17 protein-coding genes are annotated in these 16,948 nt (G+C 71.4%); 7 read left to right on the forward strand and 10 right to left on the reverse strand.

The window, feature by feature from the left end:
- Positions 1 to 23: 23 nt before the first annotated feature.
- Both AB4091_RS18340 and AB4091_RS18345 read left to right on the forward strand, forming a co-directional pair.
- Complete coding sequence (locus AB4091_RS18340; protein ID WP_442293652.1) at positions 24 to 518, forward strand: acyl-CoA thioesterase; 495 nt, start codon at positions 24 to 26, stop codon at positions 516 to 518.
- On the forward strand, positions 515 to 1,153 hold the full coding sequence (locus AB4091_RS18345) for a hypothetical protein (protein ID WP_442293654.1): 639 nt from the start codon (positions 515 to 517) through the stop codon (positions 1,151 to 1,153). The genes AB4091_RS18340 and AB4091_RS18345 overlap by 4 nt, the downstream gene beginning before the upstream one ends.
- Positions 1,154 to 1,155: 2 nt before the next feature.
- Here AB4091_RS18345 and AB4091_RS18350 read toward each other — a convergent pair whose 3' ends face one another.
- From AB4091_RS18350 to AB4091_RS18370, 5 genes are all read right to left on the reverse strand, one after another.
- Positions 1,156 to 1,947 carry a glycerophosphodiester phosphodiesterase gene (locus AB4091_RS18350; protein WP_442293656.1) on the reverse strand — a complete coding sequence of 264 codons (792 nt, stop codon included), beginning with the start codon at positions 1,945 to 1,947 and terminating at the stop codon, positions 1,156 to 1,158.
- Positions 1,948 to 2,064: 117 nt separating this feature from the next.
- Entirely contained in the window at positions 2,065 to 2,457 is a 393-nt protein-coding gene (locus AB4091_RS18355; RefSeq protein WP_442293658.1) for a hypothetical protein, read from the reverse strand.
- Complete coding sequence (locus AB4091_RS18360; RefSeq protein ID WP_442293660.1) at positions 2,454 to 5,183, reverse strand: hypothetical protein; 2,730 nt, start codon at positions 5,181 to 5,183, stop codon at positions 2,454 to 2,456. The genes AB4091_RS18355 and AB4091_RS18360 overlap by 4 nt, the downstream gene beginning before the upstream one ends.
- Entirely contained in the window at positions 5,180 to 5,503 is a 324-nt protein-coding gene (locus tag AB4091_RS18365) for a hypothetical protein (protein ID WP_442293662.1), read from the reverse strand. Before AB4091_RS18365 ends, AB4091_RS18360 begins: the two co-directional genes overlap by 4 nt.
- A 132-nt stretch (positions 5,504 to 5,635) precedes the next feature.
- Positions 5,636 to 7,438 carry a glycoside hydrolase family 13 protein gene (locus tag AB4091_RS18370; RefSeq protein WP_442293664.1) on the reverse strand — a complete coding sequence of 601 codons (1,803 nt, stop codon included), beginning with the start codon at positions 7,436 to 7,438 and terminating at the stop codon, positions 5,636 to 5,638.
- A gap of 110 nt (positions 7,439 to 7,548) precedes the next feature.
- On the opposite strand from AB4091_RS18370, the gene AB4091_RS18375 reads away from it, so the two are divergent.
- Positions 7,549 to 8,403 (forward strand): LLM class flavin-dependent oxidoreductase, encoded by an 855-nt coding sequence (locus AB4091_RS18375; RefSeq protein WP_442293666.1) that lies wholly within the window; start codon positions 7,549 to 7,551, stop codon positions 8,401 to 8,403.
- Positions 8,404 to 8,456: 53 nt separating this feature from the next.
- Here the strand turns inward: AB4091_RS18375 and AB4091_RS18380 are convergent, their stop codons facing one another.
- Positions 8,457 to 8,942, reverse strand: a complete 486-nt coding sequence (locus tag AB4091_RS18380) for a MarR family winged helix-turn-helix transcriptional regulator (protein ID WP_442293668.1) — start codon at positions 8,940 to 8,942, stop codon at positions 8,457 to 8,459.
- 56 nt (positions 8,943 to 8,998) lie between these two features.
- Here AB4091_RS18380 and AB4091_RS18385 point away from each other — a divergent pair, with 56 nt between their 5' ends.
- Positions 8,999 to 10,210 carry an FAD-dependent oxidoreductase gene (locus AB4091_RS18385; protein ID WP_442293670.1) on the forward strand — a complete coding sequence of 404 codons (1,212 nt, stop codon included), beginning with the start codon at positions 8,999 to 9,001 and terminating at the stop codon, positions 10,208 to 10,210.
- Positions 10,207 to 10,614 (forward strand): NUDIX hydrolase, encoded by a 408-nt coding sequence (locus AB4091_RS18390; RefSeq protein WP_442293672.1) that lies wholly within the window; start codon positions 10,207 to 10,209, stop codon positions 10,612 to 10,614. The genes AB4091_RS18385 and AB4091_RS18390 overlap by 4 nt, the downstream gene beginning before the upstream one ends.
- A 60-nt stretch (positions 10,615 to 10,674) precedes the next feature.
- Here the strand turns inward: AB4091_RS18390 and AB4091_RS18395 are convergent, their stop codons facing one another.
- The 4 genes from AB4091_RS18395 to pepN all read right to left on the reverse strand — a co-directional run bounded on the left by AB4091_RS18395 (position 10,675) and on the right by pepN (position 15,578).
- Positions 10,675 to 11,292 carry a hypothetical protein gene (locus AB4091_RS18395; protein WP_442293674.1) on the reverse strand — a complete coding sequence of 206 codons (618 nt, stop codon included), beginning with the start codon at positions 11,290 to 11,292 and terminating at the stop codon, positions 10,675 to 10,677.
- 136 nt (positions 11,293 to 11,428) lie between these two features.
- Positions 11,429 to 11,815, reverse strand: coding sequence for a globin (locus AB4091_RS18400; RefSeq protein ID WP_442293676.1), 387 nt, complete (start codon positions 11,813 to 11,815; stop codon positions 11,429 to 11,431).
- A 31-nt stretch (positions 11,816 to 11,846) separates the two neighbouring features.
- On the reverse strand, positions 11,847 to 12,770 hold the full coding sequence (locus AB4091_RS18405) for a mechanosensitive ion channel family protein (protein ID WP_442293678.1): 924 nt from the start codon (positions 12,768 to 12,770) through the stop codon (positions 11,847 to 11,849).
- Positions 12,771 to 13,001: 231 nt separating this feature from the next.
- Positions 13,002 to 15,578, reverse strand: coding sequence for an aminopeptidase N (pepN, locus tag AB4091_RS18410; protein ID WP_442293680.1), 2,577 nt, complete (start codon positions 15,576 to 15,578; stop codon positions 13,002 to 13,004).
- Between the two features lie 137 nt (positions 15,579 to 15,715).
- Here pepN and AB4091_RS18415 point away from each other — a divergent pair, with 137 nt between their 5' ends.
- Together AB4091_RS18415 and AB4091_RS18420 are read left to right on the forward strand one after the other, a co-directional pair.
- Positions 15,716 to 16,351, forward strand: coding sequence for a mycothiol-dependent nitroreductase Rv2466c family protein (locus AB4091_RS18415; protein WP_442293682.1), 636 nt, complete (start codon positions 15,716 to 15,718; stop codon positions 16,349 to 16,351).
- Between the two features lie 97 nt (positions 16,352 to 16,448).
- Complete coding sequence (locus AB4091_RS18420; protein WP_442293684.1) at positions 16,449 to 16,931, forward strand: ribose-5-phosphate isomerase; 483 nt, start codon at positions 16,449 to 16,451, stop codon at positions 16,929 to 16,931.
- Positions 16,932 to 16,948: the final 17 nt, after the last annotated feature.

The following is a 16,948-nucleotide window of genomic DNA, read 5'->3' on the forward strand; positions in this document are numbered from 1 at the left end:
CCGGGGGCTGGAAGGATGGGCCCATGACCCAGACCGGCGAACCGCAGGCGAGGCCCTACGCAGCGCAGGTGTCGCTGCGCTGGTCCGACATGGACGCGTACGCGCACATCAACAACGTGCAGTTCCTGCGGCTGCTCGAGGACGCGCGCGTGATCGCGTTCCGCGACTGGTTCGACGGGGGTGGCGCCGGCGACAAGTCGCTGCTCGACGAGGGCGTGCTCGTGTCGCGCCACGAGATCGAGTACCGCCGGCCGCTCGGCTTCCGGCATGAGCCGGTCGAGATCCAGATGTGGGTCTCCCGGGTGGGCGGGGCGGGTTTCGACGTCGCCTACATCGTCACCGACCCCGACGGCGTCGACCCAGCCGCAGGGGAGCGCCGCGTCTACGCCGTGGCCGAGACCGAGCTGGCGCTCTACGACTTCACGAGCGAGTCGCCGCGCCGCATGCGCCCCGAGGAGCGCGCCTCGCTGCGCACGCACGAGGGCGAGCCGGCCCCGTTCCGCCGGCGGCGCCGGTGACCGGCAATGCTCAGATCGACTTCGGCGACCCGCGCGGTCTCGCCGACCTCGGCACCTATCTGGCGCGCGCACGCAAGGCCAACCCCGACGGCGCCGTTCGCCTGCAGGTGCTGGGCGGCCTGCTCGTTGCGACCGTCGCGGTGATCGAGGGCAGCGGTCTCATGGGCGACGGGACCGTGCTCGGTATGCGAGTGGTGACGATCGCGCCGTCGGACGCGGTCGACTCCACGGTGTCGTTCGCGTCGGTGTCCGACCGACTGGCTCGGGACGGCGCCGGCTCGGTGCTCAGCGTGCCTCCCACGACAGTGCGTGCACCCTGGAGCGGCCTGACGCCTCCGCGTGACGGGTGGGAGCCGGTGGGTCAGCTCGACGGCGAAGTTGTGGACTCCATTGCGCGGCAAGGGATCTCGCAGGTTGCGGAGGGAACGCCGAACGGTGCCGGAGCGCATGCCGTCGAAGCGCTGCGACGACGCACCTGGGCGGCGATGAGTGACACCGTGCCGCCGATCGCGGCGGCCCTGGCGTTCGGTGCACACGTGCTTGGCTTCACGGTCGCGGGGGAGCCGGCCTCGATCTCTGCACACGGCCGGTGGACGCGACTCAGCACGGACCGGGGTCACGTGCTGGTCCGCTGAGATCAGGGCCGTCCAGTCCAGGATCCGCGCTCGACGAGGACGTCCCTGAGCACGTCGATGCGGTCGCTCACGAGGCCGTCGACGCCGAGGTCGAGCAGGCGGTGCATCTCGTCCGCCTCGTCGATGGTCCACACGTGCACCTGCTTGCCGTGGCGGTGGGCCGCGTCGACCAGGCCGCGCGTGACGACCTTGACGGACCGGCCGCGCAGGGGCACGGTCGGCGGGACCTGGAAGACGTCGGCAGGAGTGCGCAGCAGGGCTGTCAGCCAGCGCGGACCGAATCGGGCCAACGCCGTGCCCACCTCCGCAGCGGCCGTGGCGACGCGGTTCTGTGAGAGACGCCGGAACTGGGAGATGTTGCGCTGCGAGAACGAGCCGACACAGACCTGGTCGTGCAGTCCTCGCTCCTCGATGAGCTGCCACAGCGGGAGCGCGGTTCCAGGCGCCTTGAGGTCGATGTTGACGTTGATGTCGGGCCACGCGTCGAGCACGTCCGTGAGCAAGGGGACGTGCTCGCCGTCGCCCACCACCGCGTAGGAGACCTGCGACCACGGCAGGTCGCGGATGAGCCCGCGCGCGTTGCTGACCCGGTCGAGCCGGGTGTCGTGAAAGGCGACGAGCATCCCGTCGTGCGTCACGTGCACGTCGGTCTCGAGGTGGGTGTAGCCGAGCGCCACAGCATTGCCGAAGGCGGTCATGGTGTTCTCGAAGCCGATGTTCGGGGCGTAGAGCGAGCCACCCCGGTGGGCGAGCGCCACAGGCGTGTGGTCGAGGTAGGGCCTGCGCGTCACCATGTCGCCGAGATTATCGGCCGGTCCGAAGCTCTGCGCCGTCCGTCCCGAGTCGTCAGCGGAAAGACGCCGCGGCTGTCTGAGCCGATCGTGGTCGCCCCGCGGGGCGAACCGGCCGCGTCAATCGTCGATCGGCCGGTCGACGAGCCAGGCACGCCGTCCCCGCTCGTCGCCTTCGGAGGTTGCCTCGAACCACACGAAGAACGAGTTCTGTGCCTCCGCGTGGTCGCTGCGCCACACCTCGGCGATGCGGCGGCACGCCTCCCGGGGTGCAAGCGGCCACGGGTGGAAACCCTCTCGAGTGACGTCGCCCGGGATCAACAGGTGCTCCAGGACGAGCTCGCTGACGAGGCCGATGGCCTGTTCGACGAAGGCGTCCTCGTCGATCGGCCAGGCGTACCTGGCGACGTCGAAGACGTCGCCAGGATCAACCCAGTCGTCGGCTGCCCGTGCCAGGATCTCGTCGAGCTGTTCCTCGTGTGTCAGCCGAGATGCCGGCTGTCCCCACCTCATCGGATGTGAACCTTCCTCTTGGAACCGTCCGGAAACACGAGGTCGATCGTGGCGCCTCCGGACGTCGAGGACTCGCGGAGTCGCACCTCTACGCCATCATCCCTGAGCCAGCGCGTGCCCGGGTACCGGCCAGGCTCCAGCGGGGTTGCGCCCCGGGTGAGAGTCTCGGTCAGGTCTCGAAGGTCGTCGTCGGACTCGACGAGTTTGATGGTCGAGTTCTTGCCGCGAGGCAGACTGTCGAGCTCGGGGATGCGGCCGTTACGCCCTTCGGCCACGTGCGCGATCGTGTGGTCGGGCGACCGTCTCGGGCGCCCACCTTCGAGGCGATCAGTCGATCTGCTGTCGCGCACGGCGTTCCACGCGGCGCGGATCTCGTCCTCACGCGCCTTCCTGAGGCTGTGCGCCGTCGCCAAGCAGGGAGCCCGGCCTGCCCCCTCGCGGAATGCAGCGCCGACCTCTCCGGACCGGTGACCGACGAGGCCCTCGATGCGCGCGAGGAGGGCGGCGCGCCGGCTGTCGTCCAGCTCGGTCTGCTGCAGCTCGACGTCGGATCGGACCACCGAGATGAGCAGGTCCTCCTCGGGCGTGCGCAGGCTTCCGCCGCTCGCATAGGTCTGCACCACCGAGACCAGGCCTGCAGGGCCGGCGCGGCGGATCTCGTCGACGACGTGGGCGGTCTCCGCCGTCGACTCCCATGCCGACCGGTTCAGGTCGTCCTGGCGCCGGGCGACTCCGACGAGCGCTGCCGAGGCGGCCTGGTCGAAGAAGCCGAGGCGTGCGACGCCGCGGGTCGGGTCCTCGCCGGACAGCGTGGCCTGTCTCGCACTCTCGATCTCGGTCTCGACGAGACGGCCGTACGCGGCGGAGGGTGCACGGGCGTGCAGCCCCATGCCCGTGTCGAGGGCGAGCGCGGCCACGACACCGGAGAGCTCGTGTGCGTCCAGACTCGGCTGCGGGCCGGTCGCCGTCTCGGCGCTGTAGCCGGCCCTCGCGCTGAGGACCGGCTGCCCCAGGGCGCGGTCGACGTTGGCGTGCATGGCGGAGAGCCACTCGACGACCTGGTGCTCGACCGCCCCCGCTGCACGGTTGTAGATACGGGTCGTGGAGGCTTCGCCCATCGCATGGGCGCTGGCGCGGGAGACCTCGAGCATGAGCCGAGCCCGTATCTCGGCCGCCTCGGTGGTCGAGCCCGCCGAGACGCCCTCGAGCATCCGGGTGAGGTCGTCGTCGGTCTGGAGGTGCAGGTCCGGGTGCGTCTGGGATCCGTTGGCCTCGAACGTGATCCAGCGCCGGACGAGATGTTCGCCCAGGGTGAGACGGTCACCTCTCGCGTTGTCGAGTGCGCTGCCGGCCACCGTCGAGTCGGGTAGCGGCTCGGCCAGCAGCGCCGACTGCTCGGCGGGGTCGTCACCCACCTCCCGGAGCAGCAGGTGAAGGGCATCGCCGTCGAAGTCGGAGGCGTCGAACCACGACGCGAACGCGGCATCGCCGTGGGCAGGAGCCGTGGTGCCGTGCCTCAGCTCGACGTCGGTGTCGCGCGTCTCGGTGATCTCCGCCGTCGCGGCTGCGGCGGCTGCACGGCGAACCATCCTCGCGGGCAGTGGCCGGGTGTCACCGGACAGGCGCGCGCCCGCCAGCATCTGCCCGAGGAGCCAGTACCCGGCGGCCCGCTGCCGGTGCGCCGGGTCGGACAGTGTCGTCGTCGCCCCTGAGACGATGTCGTCGGTGAGCAGCGCCGCCCACGACGCGATCTGAGTCCTGGTGCGCGGATCGGTGCCGGCGGGCGCCACCTGCTGGGTCGCCGACACGACCACCGACCCCATCACGCCCAGCAGCTGCCGGACCGTGTCGAGGTCGACGGACGCGGACGGGCCGCCGATGACCAGGGCGAGGCGGCCGAGACCGTTGGTGCCGACCTCCTCGACGAGCGCCTGCGCGTAGACCGGGTCGCCTGCGTGAGCACGAAGCCGCGCAATGAGGGTGGAGAGGTCGTGAGTCGCCCCACGCTCGACCTGGGCGCCTGACTCGATCCTGCGCATCAGCGCCGCGTCCGTGATCGCGGCATCACGTGACGTCCTCACCGCCGCCACGCCGTCGGCGAACCAGAGACCACCCGTCACGGCCGAGCGCACGGCAGCGGAAGTCGGCGAAATGCCAGCTGGGAGAGTCGCGTCCGCGAGGGAGTAGATCGTTCGGGCGCTCCGGCCGGCGTCGGCCTCCAGCTGGTCGATGACGCTCCGATAGGCCTGGCTGAGTCGAACGCGACCCGCGACGCGCGCCTCGTCTGCGTGCTGCCTCCCCACCGCGCCGAGGACCCCGCTCGGGTCGGGCAGTCCCAGCCCGCCGAGCACGGCCGCGTGCTCCACGTCCAGCGCGTCCCACTGACGCTGCAGGGAGACAACGCGACGCTGGGCGATCTCGAGGGCGACGGCATACGCGTGCACCGAGCGCGCGGCGACCGGCAGCGCGTCGACGACCGCGCGTGACCTGCGGCAGAGCTCGTGGGCCTCCGCCTCGGCAGCCGTGGCCGCCTCACCCGTCCACACGGCGCGCAGGCGTGGTGCCAGCGTGCCGCTGACCGTCGCCGTAGCGCGTGCGCGCGAGGCGGCACGCTCGAGGTCCCTTGCGGCGCTCCGGATCTCGTCGGGCCGTCCCGTCGGGCTCGGCAGGGCGACGGATCCGGCGACCGCTGTCGTCACCGGCTCGTCGTGGTGGAGGCGGCTCACCGGCCACCCACGGCTGCGCCCGCCTCGGCCAGCGACGACGTGACGAGCAGCTCGACCGACCGGGCCTCGGCCGTGGACTGGTCGAGGCGGTCACCGAGCGCGGCAGCCGCCTCAGCGAGGGCATCGAGCGCGCGGGCGTGCACCGTGCGGAGGCGGTCGAGCGACGCGCGCAGGCCCGCGCCCTCCGACCCCGCTGCCGCCATCGCGCCCGCCGTGGCGGTGGCCACCGCAGAGGCGCACGCGCACAGCTCAGTCGGGTCGTGGGCGAGCGCCAGCCGCTCGCGGGACACCCCGCCGACGTCGATCGAGTAGCGCGTCATGCCCCCGACCGTAGGTGCGTGGCCGAGGGGGCGTCGGTGCTCATCCACAGCCGGGTATGCCGTGAGGCCCCGTCCGCGTGGACGGGGCCTCACGACACCACCGGCGCGAAGGCCGGTCGGCAGCTCAGCTGGTCAGGGCCAGGTCGCCCAGACCGTCGTGTCGGTCGGCACGAGGCCGTCCTCGAGCGGGCCGGAGGCCACCAGGACCTCGGCGCCCTCGGGCAGGGCGACGGGCTCGGCTCCGAGGTTGGCGACGACGAGCACCCGCTCGCGCTGGTCGGCGCCGTTGGTCAGCGCGACGACGTCGGCGGCATACCCGTCGACCCACGTCAGCGAGCCGGTGCCCAGGGAGAGCGTGCGACGGTTGGCGAGCAGCGAGCGGTACAGCTCGAGGGTCGACCCGGCGACGCCCTCCTGCTGGTCCACCGCGTACTGGGCGTACACGTCCGGCTGGGGGAGCCAGGTGTCGGCGCTCGGACCGAAGCCGAGCGAGGGGCCCTCGGCCGACCACGGCATCGGCACCCGGCAGCCGTCGCGGCCGGTCTCGACGCCGTGCGTGCGTGCGAAGGTCGGGTCCTGACGGAACGCGGCCGGCATGTCGGTCGAGTCGGGAAGGCCCAGCTCCTCGCCCTGGTAGATGTAGGCCCCACCCGGGAGCGACAGCATGAGCGTGGTCGCCGCGCGGGCCCGACGCAGTCCGAGTGCGCGGTCGGGCTGCGGGTCGGTCGCCGAGATGCCGTTCATCCGCGGCGTGCCCGGCGCGTAGCCGAGGCGCGAGGCGTGGCGCACGACGTCGTGGTTCGACAGCACCCACGTCGAGGGGGCGCCGACCGAGTCGGCCGCGCGCAGCGACGAGGTGATGACGGCCTTGAGGTCCTTGGCGATCCAGGACGAGGTGAGGAAGTCGAAGTTGAACGCCTGGTGCATCTCGTCGGGACGGACGTACTTCACGGCGCGCTCCTGCGGCTCGACCCACGCCTCGGCGCAGAGGATGCGGTCGGGGGTGCCGTACGACTCGAGGATCTCGCGCCAGGCGCGGTAGATCTCGTGCACGCCGTCCTGGTCCCACATCGGGCTGCGCTTCGTGTGGTCGATGCGCGGGGCGTCCTCGGGCTGGGCAACGGCGGGCAGGGCGGCGTCGTCGTGCTCGGCGTGGCCGAGCATGACGGTGCGCTCCTCCTCCGTGTCGGGCAGGCCCTGCTGCTTGATGAGGCCGTGGGCGACATCGACGCGGAAGCCGTCCACGCCCCGGTCGAGCCAGAAGCCCAGGATCGACTCGAACTCGGCGCGCACCTCGGGGTGCTCCCAGTTGAAGTCGGGCTGCTTGGGGTCGAACAGGTGCAGGTACCACTGGCCCGGTCGGCCGTCGGCCTCGGTGACGCGGGTCCACGCGGCACCGCCGAAGACGGACTCCCAGTTGTTCGGGGGCAGCTCGCCGTGCTCGCCGCGGCCCTCGCGGAACATGTAGCGCTCGCGCTCGGCCGAGCCGGGCCCGGCGGCGAGGGCGGCCTGGAACCAGACGTGCTCGTCGGAGCTGTGGTTGGGCACCATGTCGACGATGACCTTGAGGCCGAGCTCGTGGGCGCGCGCGATCATGGCGTCGGCGTCGGCGAGCGTGCCGAAGATCGGGTCGACGTCGCGGTAGTCGGCCACGTCGTAGCCGGCGTCGGACTGCGGCGAGGTGTAGAACGGCGAGAGCCAGATGGCGTCGACGCCGAGCCCTCGGAGGTGCGGCAGGCGCGACGTGATGCCCGGCAGGTCACCGAGGCCGTCGCCGTCGGCGTCGGCCCACGAGCGGGGGTAGATCTGGTAGATCACGGCCTGTCGCCACCAGGCGGCGTCGGGCCGGTCGGCCGCGTGGACCGGGGTGGTCTCCTCACGCACCTCGAGGTCGCCGAGGGGGTGGGTCAGGGTCTGGGTTGCTGATCGCGTCACGAGCCACCATCGTTCCGCATCACGCCGAAAACTCAAAGAAAGAACTGCAACTTCTTGCAGAACGGTCACTCGAGCCCGGGCTGTCGGTGCTCGTTGGTAGGAACGAGGGCATGAGGAGCGGTTTCGTCGTCCCGTATGCCACCGAGCTCGAGTTCGCCGACCTGGCCCGCCTGGGCGAGCAACGCGGTTGGGATGCCGTCTTCGGCTGGGAGTCGCTCTACGGCGTCGATGCGTGGGTGCAGCTCGGCGCGGCAGCCATGGTGACCGAGCGCATCCGTCTCGGCACCCTGCTCACCCCGGCGTCGCGCCACCGGCCCTGGGACCTCGCCTCGAGGGTGGGCTCCGTCGACCGCATCAGCGGGGGTCGGGCCTTCATGTCGGTCGGACTCGGTGCCCTGCATCCAGGCTGGCTGGCCTACGAGGCCGACGAGGGGCGCGCCGTCCGCGCCAAGAAGCTCGACGAGTGCCTCGACATCTTTGCCGGCCTGCTCGGTGACGCGGCCTCGTTCACGTATGCCGGTGAGCACTACAGCGCCGCCGCCAACGACTTCATGCTGCCGCCGCCCACTCCCCAGCGTCCCCACCCGCCCGTGTGGGTCGTCGCGGCGCCGACTCCCGGCGGGGGCCGGCAACGCTCGCTCGAGCGAGCGGCCCGCTGGCAGGGGGTCATCCCCGCGATCCACTCCACCGACGACAGGCCCAAGACGCTCGACGCGTTCGCCGGGGTCGTGGAGCCGGTGCGCCGGCTCCGCGCCGAGCAGGGCCTGCCTTGGGCGGACTATGACGTGGTCATCGAGGCCGACTCGTGGGGAGACTTCACCCGCCTGGAGCCGGCCGAGCCGGCGGCGTGGCAGCAGGCCGGCGCGACGTGGTGGGTCGAGAGCTGGTGGGACATCCCGCAGGGTGCCGCTGGTCTGGCCGAGGTGCGTCGGCGCGTCGAGGCGGGCCCGCCGGCCCTGCGCTGAACGATTCGCTCGCCGGCGAGAGGTTCCGCCCTGCCGGGCCGTCGCGCACCGGGTCAGACGTCTCGGACTCCCTGCTTCGCCAACAGCTCGCGGTGCTCGTCGGTGAGCGCGGTGATGCGCTCGAGGTGTGTGGTGAGGAACGTGAGCTGCTCGGCGGACAGCTCCTCGAGAGCCGGCTGGCCCGCCTGGACGAGGGGCCCGTACGCCTCCCACGTCAGCCGCTGGCCGAGCTCTGTCATCTCGACGAGGACCGTGCGTCGGTCGGTCTCGGAACGCAGCCTGCGCACGAGACCGCGGCGCGCCAGCCGGTCGATGAGCGCCGTCGTCGCGGCGGGTCGTAGCCCCGTTGCGGCGCTGAGGACGCCAGCGGACTTGGGCCCGTCGACGAGCCAGTCGAGGCAGCGCAGGTCGGCCGGCCCGAGGCCGAGTCGCCGCCCGACGGTGTCGTCGAACGCCTGGACGGAGCGCTGGTAGCGCTGCATGGCGTCGCCGAGGGCGTGGACGAGGTCCTCGCGAGGGGGTTGACCAGAACCGGACATCGGGCTTACCTTTCGAATATCAAATCATTTGATTCTCGTAAGGAAAGGCTACCAAGATGAAGGCTCTCGTCGTGGGAGGTGGCATCGCGGGACCCGCCACGGCCCTCGCACTCGCAAAGGTCGGCGTCGACGTGACCGTGCTCGAGGCGTGGCCTCGCGGCGACGGTGAGGCCGGGTCATGGTTCACGCTGGCGCCCAACGGTCTCCACGCCCTCGACGTGCTCGGTGCCCGGCACCTGGCCACCGCGCTCGGGGTGCCCAGCGAGCGCAACGTCATGCTCGGGGCGTCCGGGGCCGTGCTGGGCAACCTGTCCCTCGGCGTCCCGCTCGACGACGGCACGGTGGCCCTGACCCTCAAGCGCTCCCGTCTGGCCCTGGCGCTCGCCGACGAGGCCGGGCGACGGGGCGTCGAGGTGCGGCACGGCGCCCGCGTCGTCGACGTGAGCCTCGCAGGCGACCGGGCCGTGGCGCTGCTCGCCGACGGGTCGACGCTCGAGGCCGACCTGGTCGTCGGCGCCGACGGGGTCCACTCCGTGGTGCGTCGCGCCATCGACCCGACCGCCGTCCCCGCGCGCTACGTGGGCCTGACGAACTTCGGTGGCATCACGTCGAACACGCCTGTCGCAGCCGGTCTCCCGGCACGACAGTGGCACTTCGTGTTCGGCAGCCGCGCCTTCTTCGGAGCCCACCCGACGCCGAGCGGTGACGTCGTCTGGTTCGTGAACCAGCCGCGACCCCTCATCACGCCGGACGAGCGGGCTCGCAGGAGCCACGAAGACTGGCAGGGCGAGCTGGCGGACCTCTTCGAGCAGGACGCAGGTCCCGCGGCCGAGCTCATCCGGAGCGGGCGCCTCGAGCTCTGGGCAGACAACACCCATGACCTGCCCAGCGTCGCCCGGTGGAGCCGCGGGCCGGTTGTCATCGTCGGCGATGCCGCGCACGCGCCGGCGCCGAGCTCGGGTCAGGGTGCCTCCATGGCGCTGGAGGACGCCGTGGTGCTCGCCACGAGCCTGCGCGACGCCGGGAACGTCGATGCGGCCCTGGCGGCATACGAGAAGGCGCGGCGCGCCCGCGTGGAGCGCATCGTCGCGGCCGGGGCGCGCAGCAGCAGCTCGAAGATCCCCGGCCGCGCGGGCCGCGCCGTCCGTGACGCCATGATGCGACTCGTCTTCCGCCACCTCGTGACCGAGAGGTCGACGGCCTGGATCACCGGCCACCGGGTGCAGTGGGAGCCGTCTGCCGACCGGGCACTACCGTCGGGGGCATGACGACCTTTGTCACGGCCGCCTTCTGCCTCGTCCGCGACCGGCGGCTGCTCACGGTCCGCAAGGCCGGCTCGGTCCGGTTCATGCTCCCCGGCGGCAAGATCGACCCGGGAGAGAGCGCGCGCGAGGCCGCCGTCCGCGAGGTGATGGAGGAGGTCGGCGTCGACGTCGCCGGCATCGGGCTGCCCCTCGGCCGGTTCCACGACGTCGCTGCCAACGAGCCCGGCTCGTGGGTCGACGCGACGGTCTTCGTCGCAGACCTGGAGCCGGGCCACGCGCCGACACCGCTCGCCGAGATCGCCGAGCAGCGCTGGCTCGGTCTCGACGATGCGCTCCCGGATGATTTGGCCCCGCTGCTTCGCAACCACGTCGTGCCGGCACTCCACTCCCACCTCGCCGCTCGCTGACGCCGGACGACCCGCGGCCGTCAACGGCCGCGGGTCGCGGGAGGGCTCGTTGTCCGAAGGTCAGCCGGGTCCGTCGTGCATCCCGATGATCCCCGCCTTGGCAGCCTTCTTCACGGCGTCGGCCTCGGCCTGGGTCAGCTTGCCGTCCTTGACGGCCTGCGAGAGCCGGTCGTCGAAGGCTTTCTGCTCGTCGGCCTCGTGCGCGGCACGGAGGTCGGCGACGGCCGTCTTGACCCTGGCGGCGTCGATGCCCAGCTTGGCGGCGAGCTTGGTCGCGAGCTCGTCCTCCAGCGCCGTGATGTCGGGCTTGGCCTGACCTGGTGTCCGGGAGGCCCTGAGCTCGTCGCGGACCGCCTTGAGCGCATCCTGGAGCTTCGTCTCGTCGACTCCGAGCTTGGTGGCGAGGGCGGACAGGTCGGCGCCCCGGCCGAACCCGAGCCCGGGACCTCCGTGGTGCCCGCCGGGTCCCCATCCCCGCCCGTCGCCGTCGTGGTCGCCGGGGGTCGTGCTGTCGGTCGTCCCCTTGTTCGGGTCGCCCTGGGTCGAGGTGGTCGTCGGTGACGGTGTCGGGGTGGTGGCGTCGTCGGCGCGAGCGACCTGCGAGACGCCGAGCCCGATGACGGCCGCGGCCGCACCCACGACTGCCACGCTGGCGGCCTTCTTGTTGATGGACACCATGTCCGGTCCCTTCGTCGCGTCGCCAGGCGTGCCGCCCGACGGTGGGTTCACCTGGGTCCAGCGAACACCCGGGAGCGAAGCAGCGAGCCGTGAACGGGCTGTGAGTTGCTGTGAGTCGGCCCGGGCCCCGGCTGCCTCAGAAGGTGCCGTCGGGCCCCGGGGCGTTGACGAGGGAGTATGCCGCCCGCGTGAGGTAGTCGCGCAGTCGGTCGTCGTTCTCGGGGCTCAGCTCCAGCGAGTCGACGGCGTCCATCATGTGCAGCAGCCAGCGGTCACGCATGTCTGGGGTGACCTGGAAGGGCATGTGCCGCATCCGCAGGCGGGGGTGGCCACGCTGCTCGGAGTAGGTGGTGGGGCCACCCCAGTACTGCTCGAAGAACATCCGCAGACGCTCCTCGGCCGGGCCGAGGTCGTCCTCCGGGTAGAGAGCACGCAGCGCCACGTCGTCGGCGACACCGCGGTAGAACTCGCGCACGAGCTTGGCGAAGGTCTCGTGCCCGCCGAAGTCGTCGTAGTAGGTCACGTCGGCCAGTCTCGCAGAGCCGGTGGGCGGCTCACTTGTGAGGGGGGCCGCCGTAGGGCGGCATCACGGGCAGGGGGCTGCGCACGCCCTCCCGGTCGAGGGCCACCTTGATCCGCTCCCGCATCTCGCGCTGCACGCCGAACTGCTCGTTGGCCACCGTCTTGGCGACGATGCGGATCGTGATCGCCCCGTTGGCGATCGACTCGACCCCGACGACCTCGGGCTCATCGAGCAAGATGTCCTTGTAGGGCCCGTCGTCGTCCATCACGCCGACGACGTCACGGATGACCGTGATCGCCTTCTCGACGTCCTGGTCGTAGGCGATGGCGATGTCGACGATCGCGGTCGACCACCCCTGCGTCTTGTTGCCGATGCGGATGATCTCGCCGTTGCGGACGTACCACGTCATCCCCCCGGCGTCGCGAATCTGGGTGACGCGCAGCGAGACGTTCTCGACGGTGCCGACCACCTCGCCGGTGTCGATGACGTCGCCGACGCCGTACTGGTCCTCGACGATCATGAAGACGCCGGAGAGGAAATCCTTGACGAGGCTCTGCGCGCCGAAGGCGAGGGCGACACCGCCGACGCTCGCGGACGCCAGCATCGGGCCGAGCGGGATGCCCACGAGGGAGAGCACGGTCAGCGCGGTGATGCCCCCGACGACGAACGTCGTGATGCTCTTGAGGAGCGCGCCCATCGTCTGGGTGCGCTGGACGTGGCGCACGTTGGCGACGCCGACGGCCTGCAGGGCGCGACCGGCCCGGGGAAGGCTCGCGAAGCGCTCGGCCCGGCGTGACGTCGCCGTGGTGACGACGCGGTTGATGAGCCGATGCAGCACGAAACGCGCGACGAAGCCGACGACGACCACCGTGATGATGAGCAGCGGCGTGCCGACGAGCCAGTCGCCGACACCGGACCAGGTCAGGCTCGCGAGGTCAGGCATGGAGAGGTTCACGGGCAGCTCCTGCGAGGGAGACGGGGAGGGCGTCGGAGTGGGTGGAGGTGTGCCGTCGGGGAGTGCGTTGAGTGCGGTCAGGTTCGTGAAGGCGTGGATCACAGAATCTCAGTCGGGGGTCGGGTTCGGGTGGATCTGCCCGCTCCCCGCGCGCGGCGGGGTGGCGGTGCGGGTTCGTGCTGGAGCGTCGTGGGCCGGCCCGACGCTGCAGGTCGGCCCACGACGGTCGAGTCAGCCGCGGCGGTCGCGCTCCTGGGCGACGAGGGCGCGCGCGACGGTGTCGCGGTTCTCGGCGACGGTGCGCACGAGGCCGGCCGCGGCGTCGGGGTTGGCCGCGAGCCAGGCGTCCGACGCCGCCTTGAGCTGCTCGCTGGCCAGGGCGAACGGGTAGAACCCGCCAACGACCCTCTCGCCGATGGCGACGCTGCGCTCGGCCCACGCGTCGACGAGCATGGCGTGGTAGCGCTCGACGTACGGCTCGAGCAGCGACAGGTCGGTGGTGCGGCGGAAGCCGGCGCCGGTCGCCTCGACCATCTGGTTGGACAGGTCGTTGCGCTCGACGGCCTTGGCCCACGCGTCGGCCTTGGCCTCGGCCGTCGGACGGGCCGCCAGTGCCTCGGCGGCGCGCTCCTTGCCCGTGGCCGTCGGGTCGCGGTCGAGCTCGCCCCGGATCTCGGCCTCGTCTGCGGAACCGAGCGCCGCGAGGGCCTTGGTGAAGGTCCACCGCAGCTCGGTGTCGACGGTGAGGTCGGGCAGCGACTCCTCGCCGGTGAGCAGCGCGCGCAGACGGGGCTCGTCGGCCGTGTCGGCCGTGCTGCCGGCCCATGCCTCGACGAGCTGGAACTGGGCGTCACTGCCGGCCTCGGCCGACTCGGCGAGCGACCGGAGCGAGGAGGACAGCAGGGCCGAGACCTCGGCACGGTGCTCGGGCGCGGTGTAGAGGCGGGCGGCCGTCGAGACCTGCCCGAGCAGGACGCGCAGCAGGGTCGAGTCGGTCTCGCCCGGGAGCGACTCGAGGACGAACCGCACGAAGTCGCGGGCCGGCATCTCGCCGTCGCGGGTCATGTCCCACGTCGCGCCGAGCACGAGCGAGCGGGGCAGCGAGTCCTGGAAGCCGCGGGGACGGGCGAGCGCCGTCGCGAGCGACCGCTCGTCGAGGCGGATCTTGCCGTACGCGAGGTCGTCGTCGTTGAGGAGGAGCAGGTCGGGCTGCTCCTGGCCGACGAGCTCCGCGATGTCGGTGCGCTCGCCGGCGACGTCGACCTCGTCGTAGCCGGTGCGCTCGAGGACGTCGACCGAGCCCTCGCTGCGTCGGACGGCATACCGGCCGATGCCGATGCGGTGCGGTCGCAGCGTCGGGTACTCCTCGGTCGCCGTCTGGGTGATCGCGAACGAGCTGTAACGGCCCTCGGCGTCGACCTCGAAGACCGGGCGCAGGGTGTTGACCCCGGCCGTCTCGAGCCAGAGCTTGCTCCATTCGGTCAGCTCGCGGCCCGAGGCCTTCTCGAGCTCACCGAGCAGGTCGGAGAGCGTGGTGTTGCCCCACGCGTGCTTTCTGAAGTACTCGCGCAGCGCAGCGACGAACGGCTCACGGCCGACGTACGCCACGAGCTGCTTGAGCACGGACGCACCCTTGGCGTACGTGATGCCGTCGAAGTTGACCTCGACGTCCTCGAGGTGGCGCATGTCGGCCGCGATCGGGTGCGTGGAGGAGAGCTGGTCCTGGGTGTAGGCCCACGCCTTCTCGGAGGTGCCGAAGGTCGTCCAGGCGCTCGTCCACTCGGTGGCCTCGGCCTGGCAGGTCGTCGACGCCCACTCGGCGAACGACTCGTTGAGCCAGAGGTCGTCCCACCACTTCATCGTCACGAGGTTGCCGAACCACATGTGGGCCAGCTCGTGCAGGATCGTGAGGGCGCGGCGCTCGATCTTCGCCTCGGACACCTTGGACCGGAAGACGTAGACCTCGGTGAAGGTGACGGCGCCGGCGTTCTCCATCGCGCCCATGTTGTACTCGGGCGTGAAGATCTGGTCGTACTTGGCGAACGGGTAGGGCTGGTCGAACTCCGCCTCGAAGAACGCGAAGCCCTTCTTCGTGCAGTCGAAGATGTTGTCGGCGTCGAGGTGCTGCGTCAGCGACTTGCGGCAGAACACCCCGAGCGGCACGACGCCGTTGCGGGTGGTGACCTCGTCGCGGACCTCGTCGTAGGGGCCGGCGACGAGGGCCGTGATGTACGAGGAGATGCGCTGCGTGGGCTCGAACGCCCAGGTCGCCCGCTCGACGCCGTCGGCGACGCCGGCCGCTGCGGGGGTCGGCGTGGGGGAGTTGCTGATGACCTTCCAGTGCGCGGGCGCGGTCACCGTGAAGCGGAAGGCCGCCTTGAGGTCAGGCTGCTCGAAGACGGCATACATGCGCCGGGAGTCGGGCACCTCGAACTGCGTGTAGAGGTAGACCTCGTTGTCGACCGGGTCGACGAAGCGGTGCAGGCCCTCGCCGGTGTTGGTGTAGCGGCCCGTCGCGTCGACGGTCAGCTCGTTCTGCGCCGCGAGGCCGGGCAGGGCGATGCGCGAGTCGCCGAAGACCTCGGCCGGATCGAGGTCGACGCCGTTGAGCGTGACCCTCTCGACCGAGTCCGCGATGAGATCGATGAACGAGTCGGCGCCGGGCTCTGAGCAGGAGAACGTGACCGTGGTGAGGGTGCGGAAGTTCTCCGGACCCGTCGTCAGGTCGAGGCTGACGTCGTACGCGTCGACGCGCAGGATCTCTGCGCGGCTCGCCGCCTCGTCGCGGGTCAGGTTCTTGCCGGGCACGTGGGGACCTCCTGGGACAGGTGTGGGGGCGCGGCGCAGCATCAGTCCGACCGCGCCGTCGCGGGCCATCCTCGCACGGAACCCCGTCCCGTCCACCACCGCAATCGAGTCGCGGCGGCAGTGCCATGATGGGCCGCATGGCCGATGTGAACGACAGCCCGAAGCCGAGCCGCGACTCCGTCGAGATGTGGTTCGACCCCATCTGCCCGTGGGCATGGATGACGTCGCGGTGGCTCATGGAGGTCGAGACGCTGCGCGACATCGACGTGACCTGGTCGGTCATGAGCCTGGCCGTGCTCAACGAGCACCGGCACGACCTCGACGCTGCCTATCGGGCGCGGATGGACGAGGCGTGGGGACCGGTCCGCGTCATCATCGCGGCGGTCGAGGCGCACGGCGAATCCGTCATCAAGCCGCTCTACGACGCGATGGGCACGCGCATCCACCTGCGCAAGATCAACGACTTCGACCAGGTCATCCGCGAGTCCCTCGAGGAGGTCGGGCTGCCGGCCGCCCTCGCGAAGGAAGCCCACCACAAGAAGTTCGACGCCGCCCTGCACCGCAGCCACAAGCGCGGCATCAGCCTCGTCGGCACCGAGGTCGGCACCCCGATCATCTCGGTCGCCGGCGTCGCCTTCTTCGGTCCCGTCGTCACTCCCGCCCCCAAGGGCGAGGACGCCGCGAAGCTGTGGGACGGGTGCGTCCTCGTCGCGAGCACACCCGGCTTCTTCGAGCTCAAGCGCACCCGTACGCTCGGCCCGATCTTCGACTGACGCGACTGACGCGGCTGACCCGATCGGCTCGCCTCACCGGGCCGGACTCTCGGCACTCGACACCCTGACCGACCACCCCAGGCACCCAAGGACCCACATGCGCATCCACATCGGCGGCGACCACGCGGCATACGAGCTCCACCAGTCCCTCCTCGTGCACCTGCGCGAGGCCGGGCACGACGTCGTCGACCACGGCCCGTTCGACTACGACGCCCAGGACGACTACCCGGTCTTCGTGCTGCGTGCCGCCGAGGCCGTCGCCGCGGAGGAGGGCTCGCTCGGCGTCGTTCTCGGCGGCTCTGGCAACGGTGAGCAGATCGCCGCCAACAAGGTGTCCGGCGTCCGGGCCGCCCTTGCCTACAGTGCCGAGCTCGCGAGCCTGGCGCGTGAGCACAACGACGCGCAGGTCGTCTCCATCGGGGCCCGGTTCACCTCCGAGGCTGTCGCGAAGGAGATCGTCGACACGTTCGTGTCGACCGCGTTCTCGGATGAGGAGCGCCACAGCCGACGTCTGGGTATGGTTTCCGCGTACGAGAACTCGGGGGATCTGCCAGCACTACCGGACGCCGCCGCGCGCTGACGCTGCGGCGTTCTCCT

Source organism: Terrabacter sp. 2RAF25 (assembly GCF_052115265.1).
Classification (GTDB): domain Bacteria; phylum Actinomycetota; class Actinomycetes; order Actinomycetales; family Dermatophilaceae; genus Terrabacter.

Excerpts from the sequence above, each read along its gene's own strand:
- AB4091_RS18420 (WP_442293684.1), top strand. The coding sequence starts at position 16,449 with ATGCGCATCCACATCGGCGGCGACCACGCGGCATACGAGCTCCACCAG.
- AB4091_RS18340 (WP_442293652.1), top strand. The coding sequence starts at position 24 with ATGACCCAGACCGGCGAACCGCAGGCGAGGCCCTACGCAGCGCAGGTG.
- AB4091_RS18380 (WP_442293668.1), bottom strand. The coding sequence starts at position 8,942 with ATGTCCGGTTCTGGTCAACCCCCTCGCGAGGACCTCGTCCACGCCCTC.
- AB4091_RS18385 (WP_442293670.1), top strand. The coding sequence starts at position 8,999 with ATGAAGGCTCTCGTCGTGGGAGGTGGCATCGCGGGACCCGCCACGGCC.
- AB4091_RS18415 (WP_442293682.1), top strand. The coding sequence starts at position 15,716 with ATGGCCGATGTGAACGACAGCCCGAAGCCGAGCCGCGACTCCGTCGAG.
- AB4091_RS18375 (WP_442293666.1), top strand. The coding sequence starts at position 7,549 with ATGAGGAGCGGTTTCGTCGTCCCGTATGCCACCGAGCTCGAGTTCGCC.
- AB4091_RS18390 (WP_442293672.1), top strand. The coding sequence starts at position 10,207 with ATGACGACCTTTGTCACGGCCGCCTTCTGCCTCGTCCGCGACCGGCGG.
- AB4091_RS18355 (WP_442293658.1), bottom strand. The coding sequence starts at position 2,457 with ATGAGGTGGGGACAGCCGGCATCTCGGCTGACACACGAGGAACAGCTC.
- AB4091_RS18365 (WP_442293662.1), bottom strand. The coding sequence starts at position 5,503 with ATGACGCGCTACTCGATCGACGTCGGCGGGGTGTCCCGCGAGCGGCTG.
- AB4091_RS18395 (WP_442293674.1), bottom strand. The coding sequence starts at position 11,292 with ATGGTGTCCATCAACAAGAAGGCCGCCAGCGTGGCAGTCGTGGGTGCG.
- AB4091_RS18350 (WP_442293656.1), bottom strand. The coding sequence starts at position 1,947 with ATGGTGACGCGCAGGCCCTACCTCGACCACACGCCTGTGGCGCTCGCC.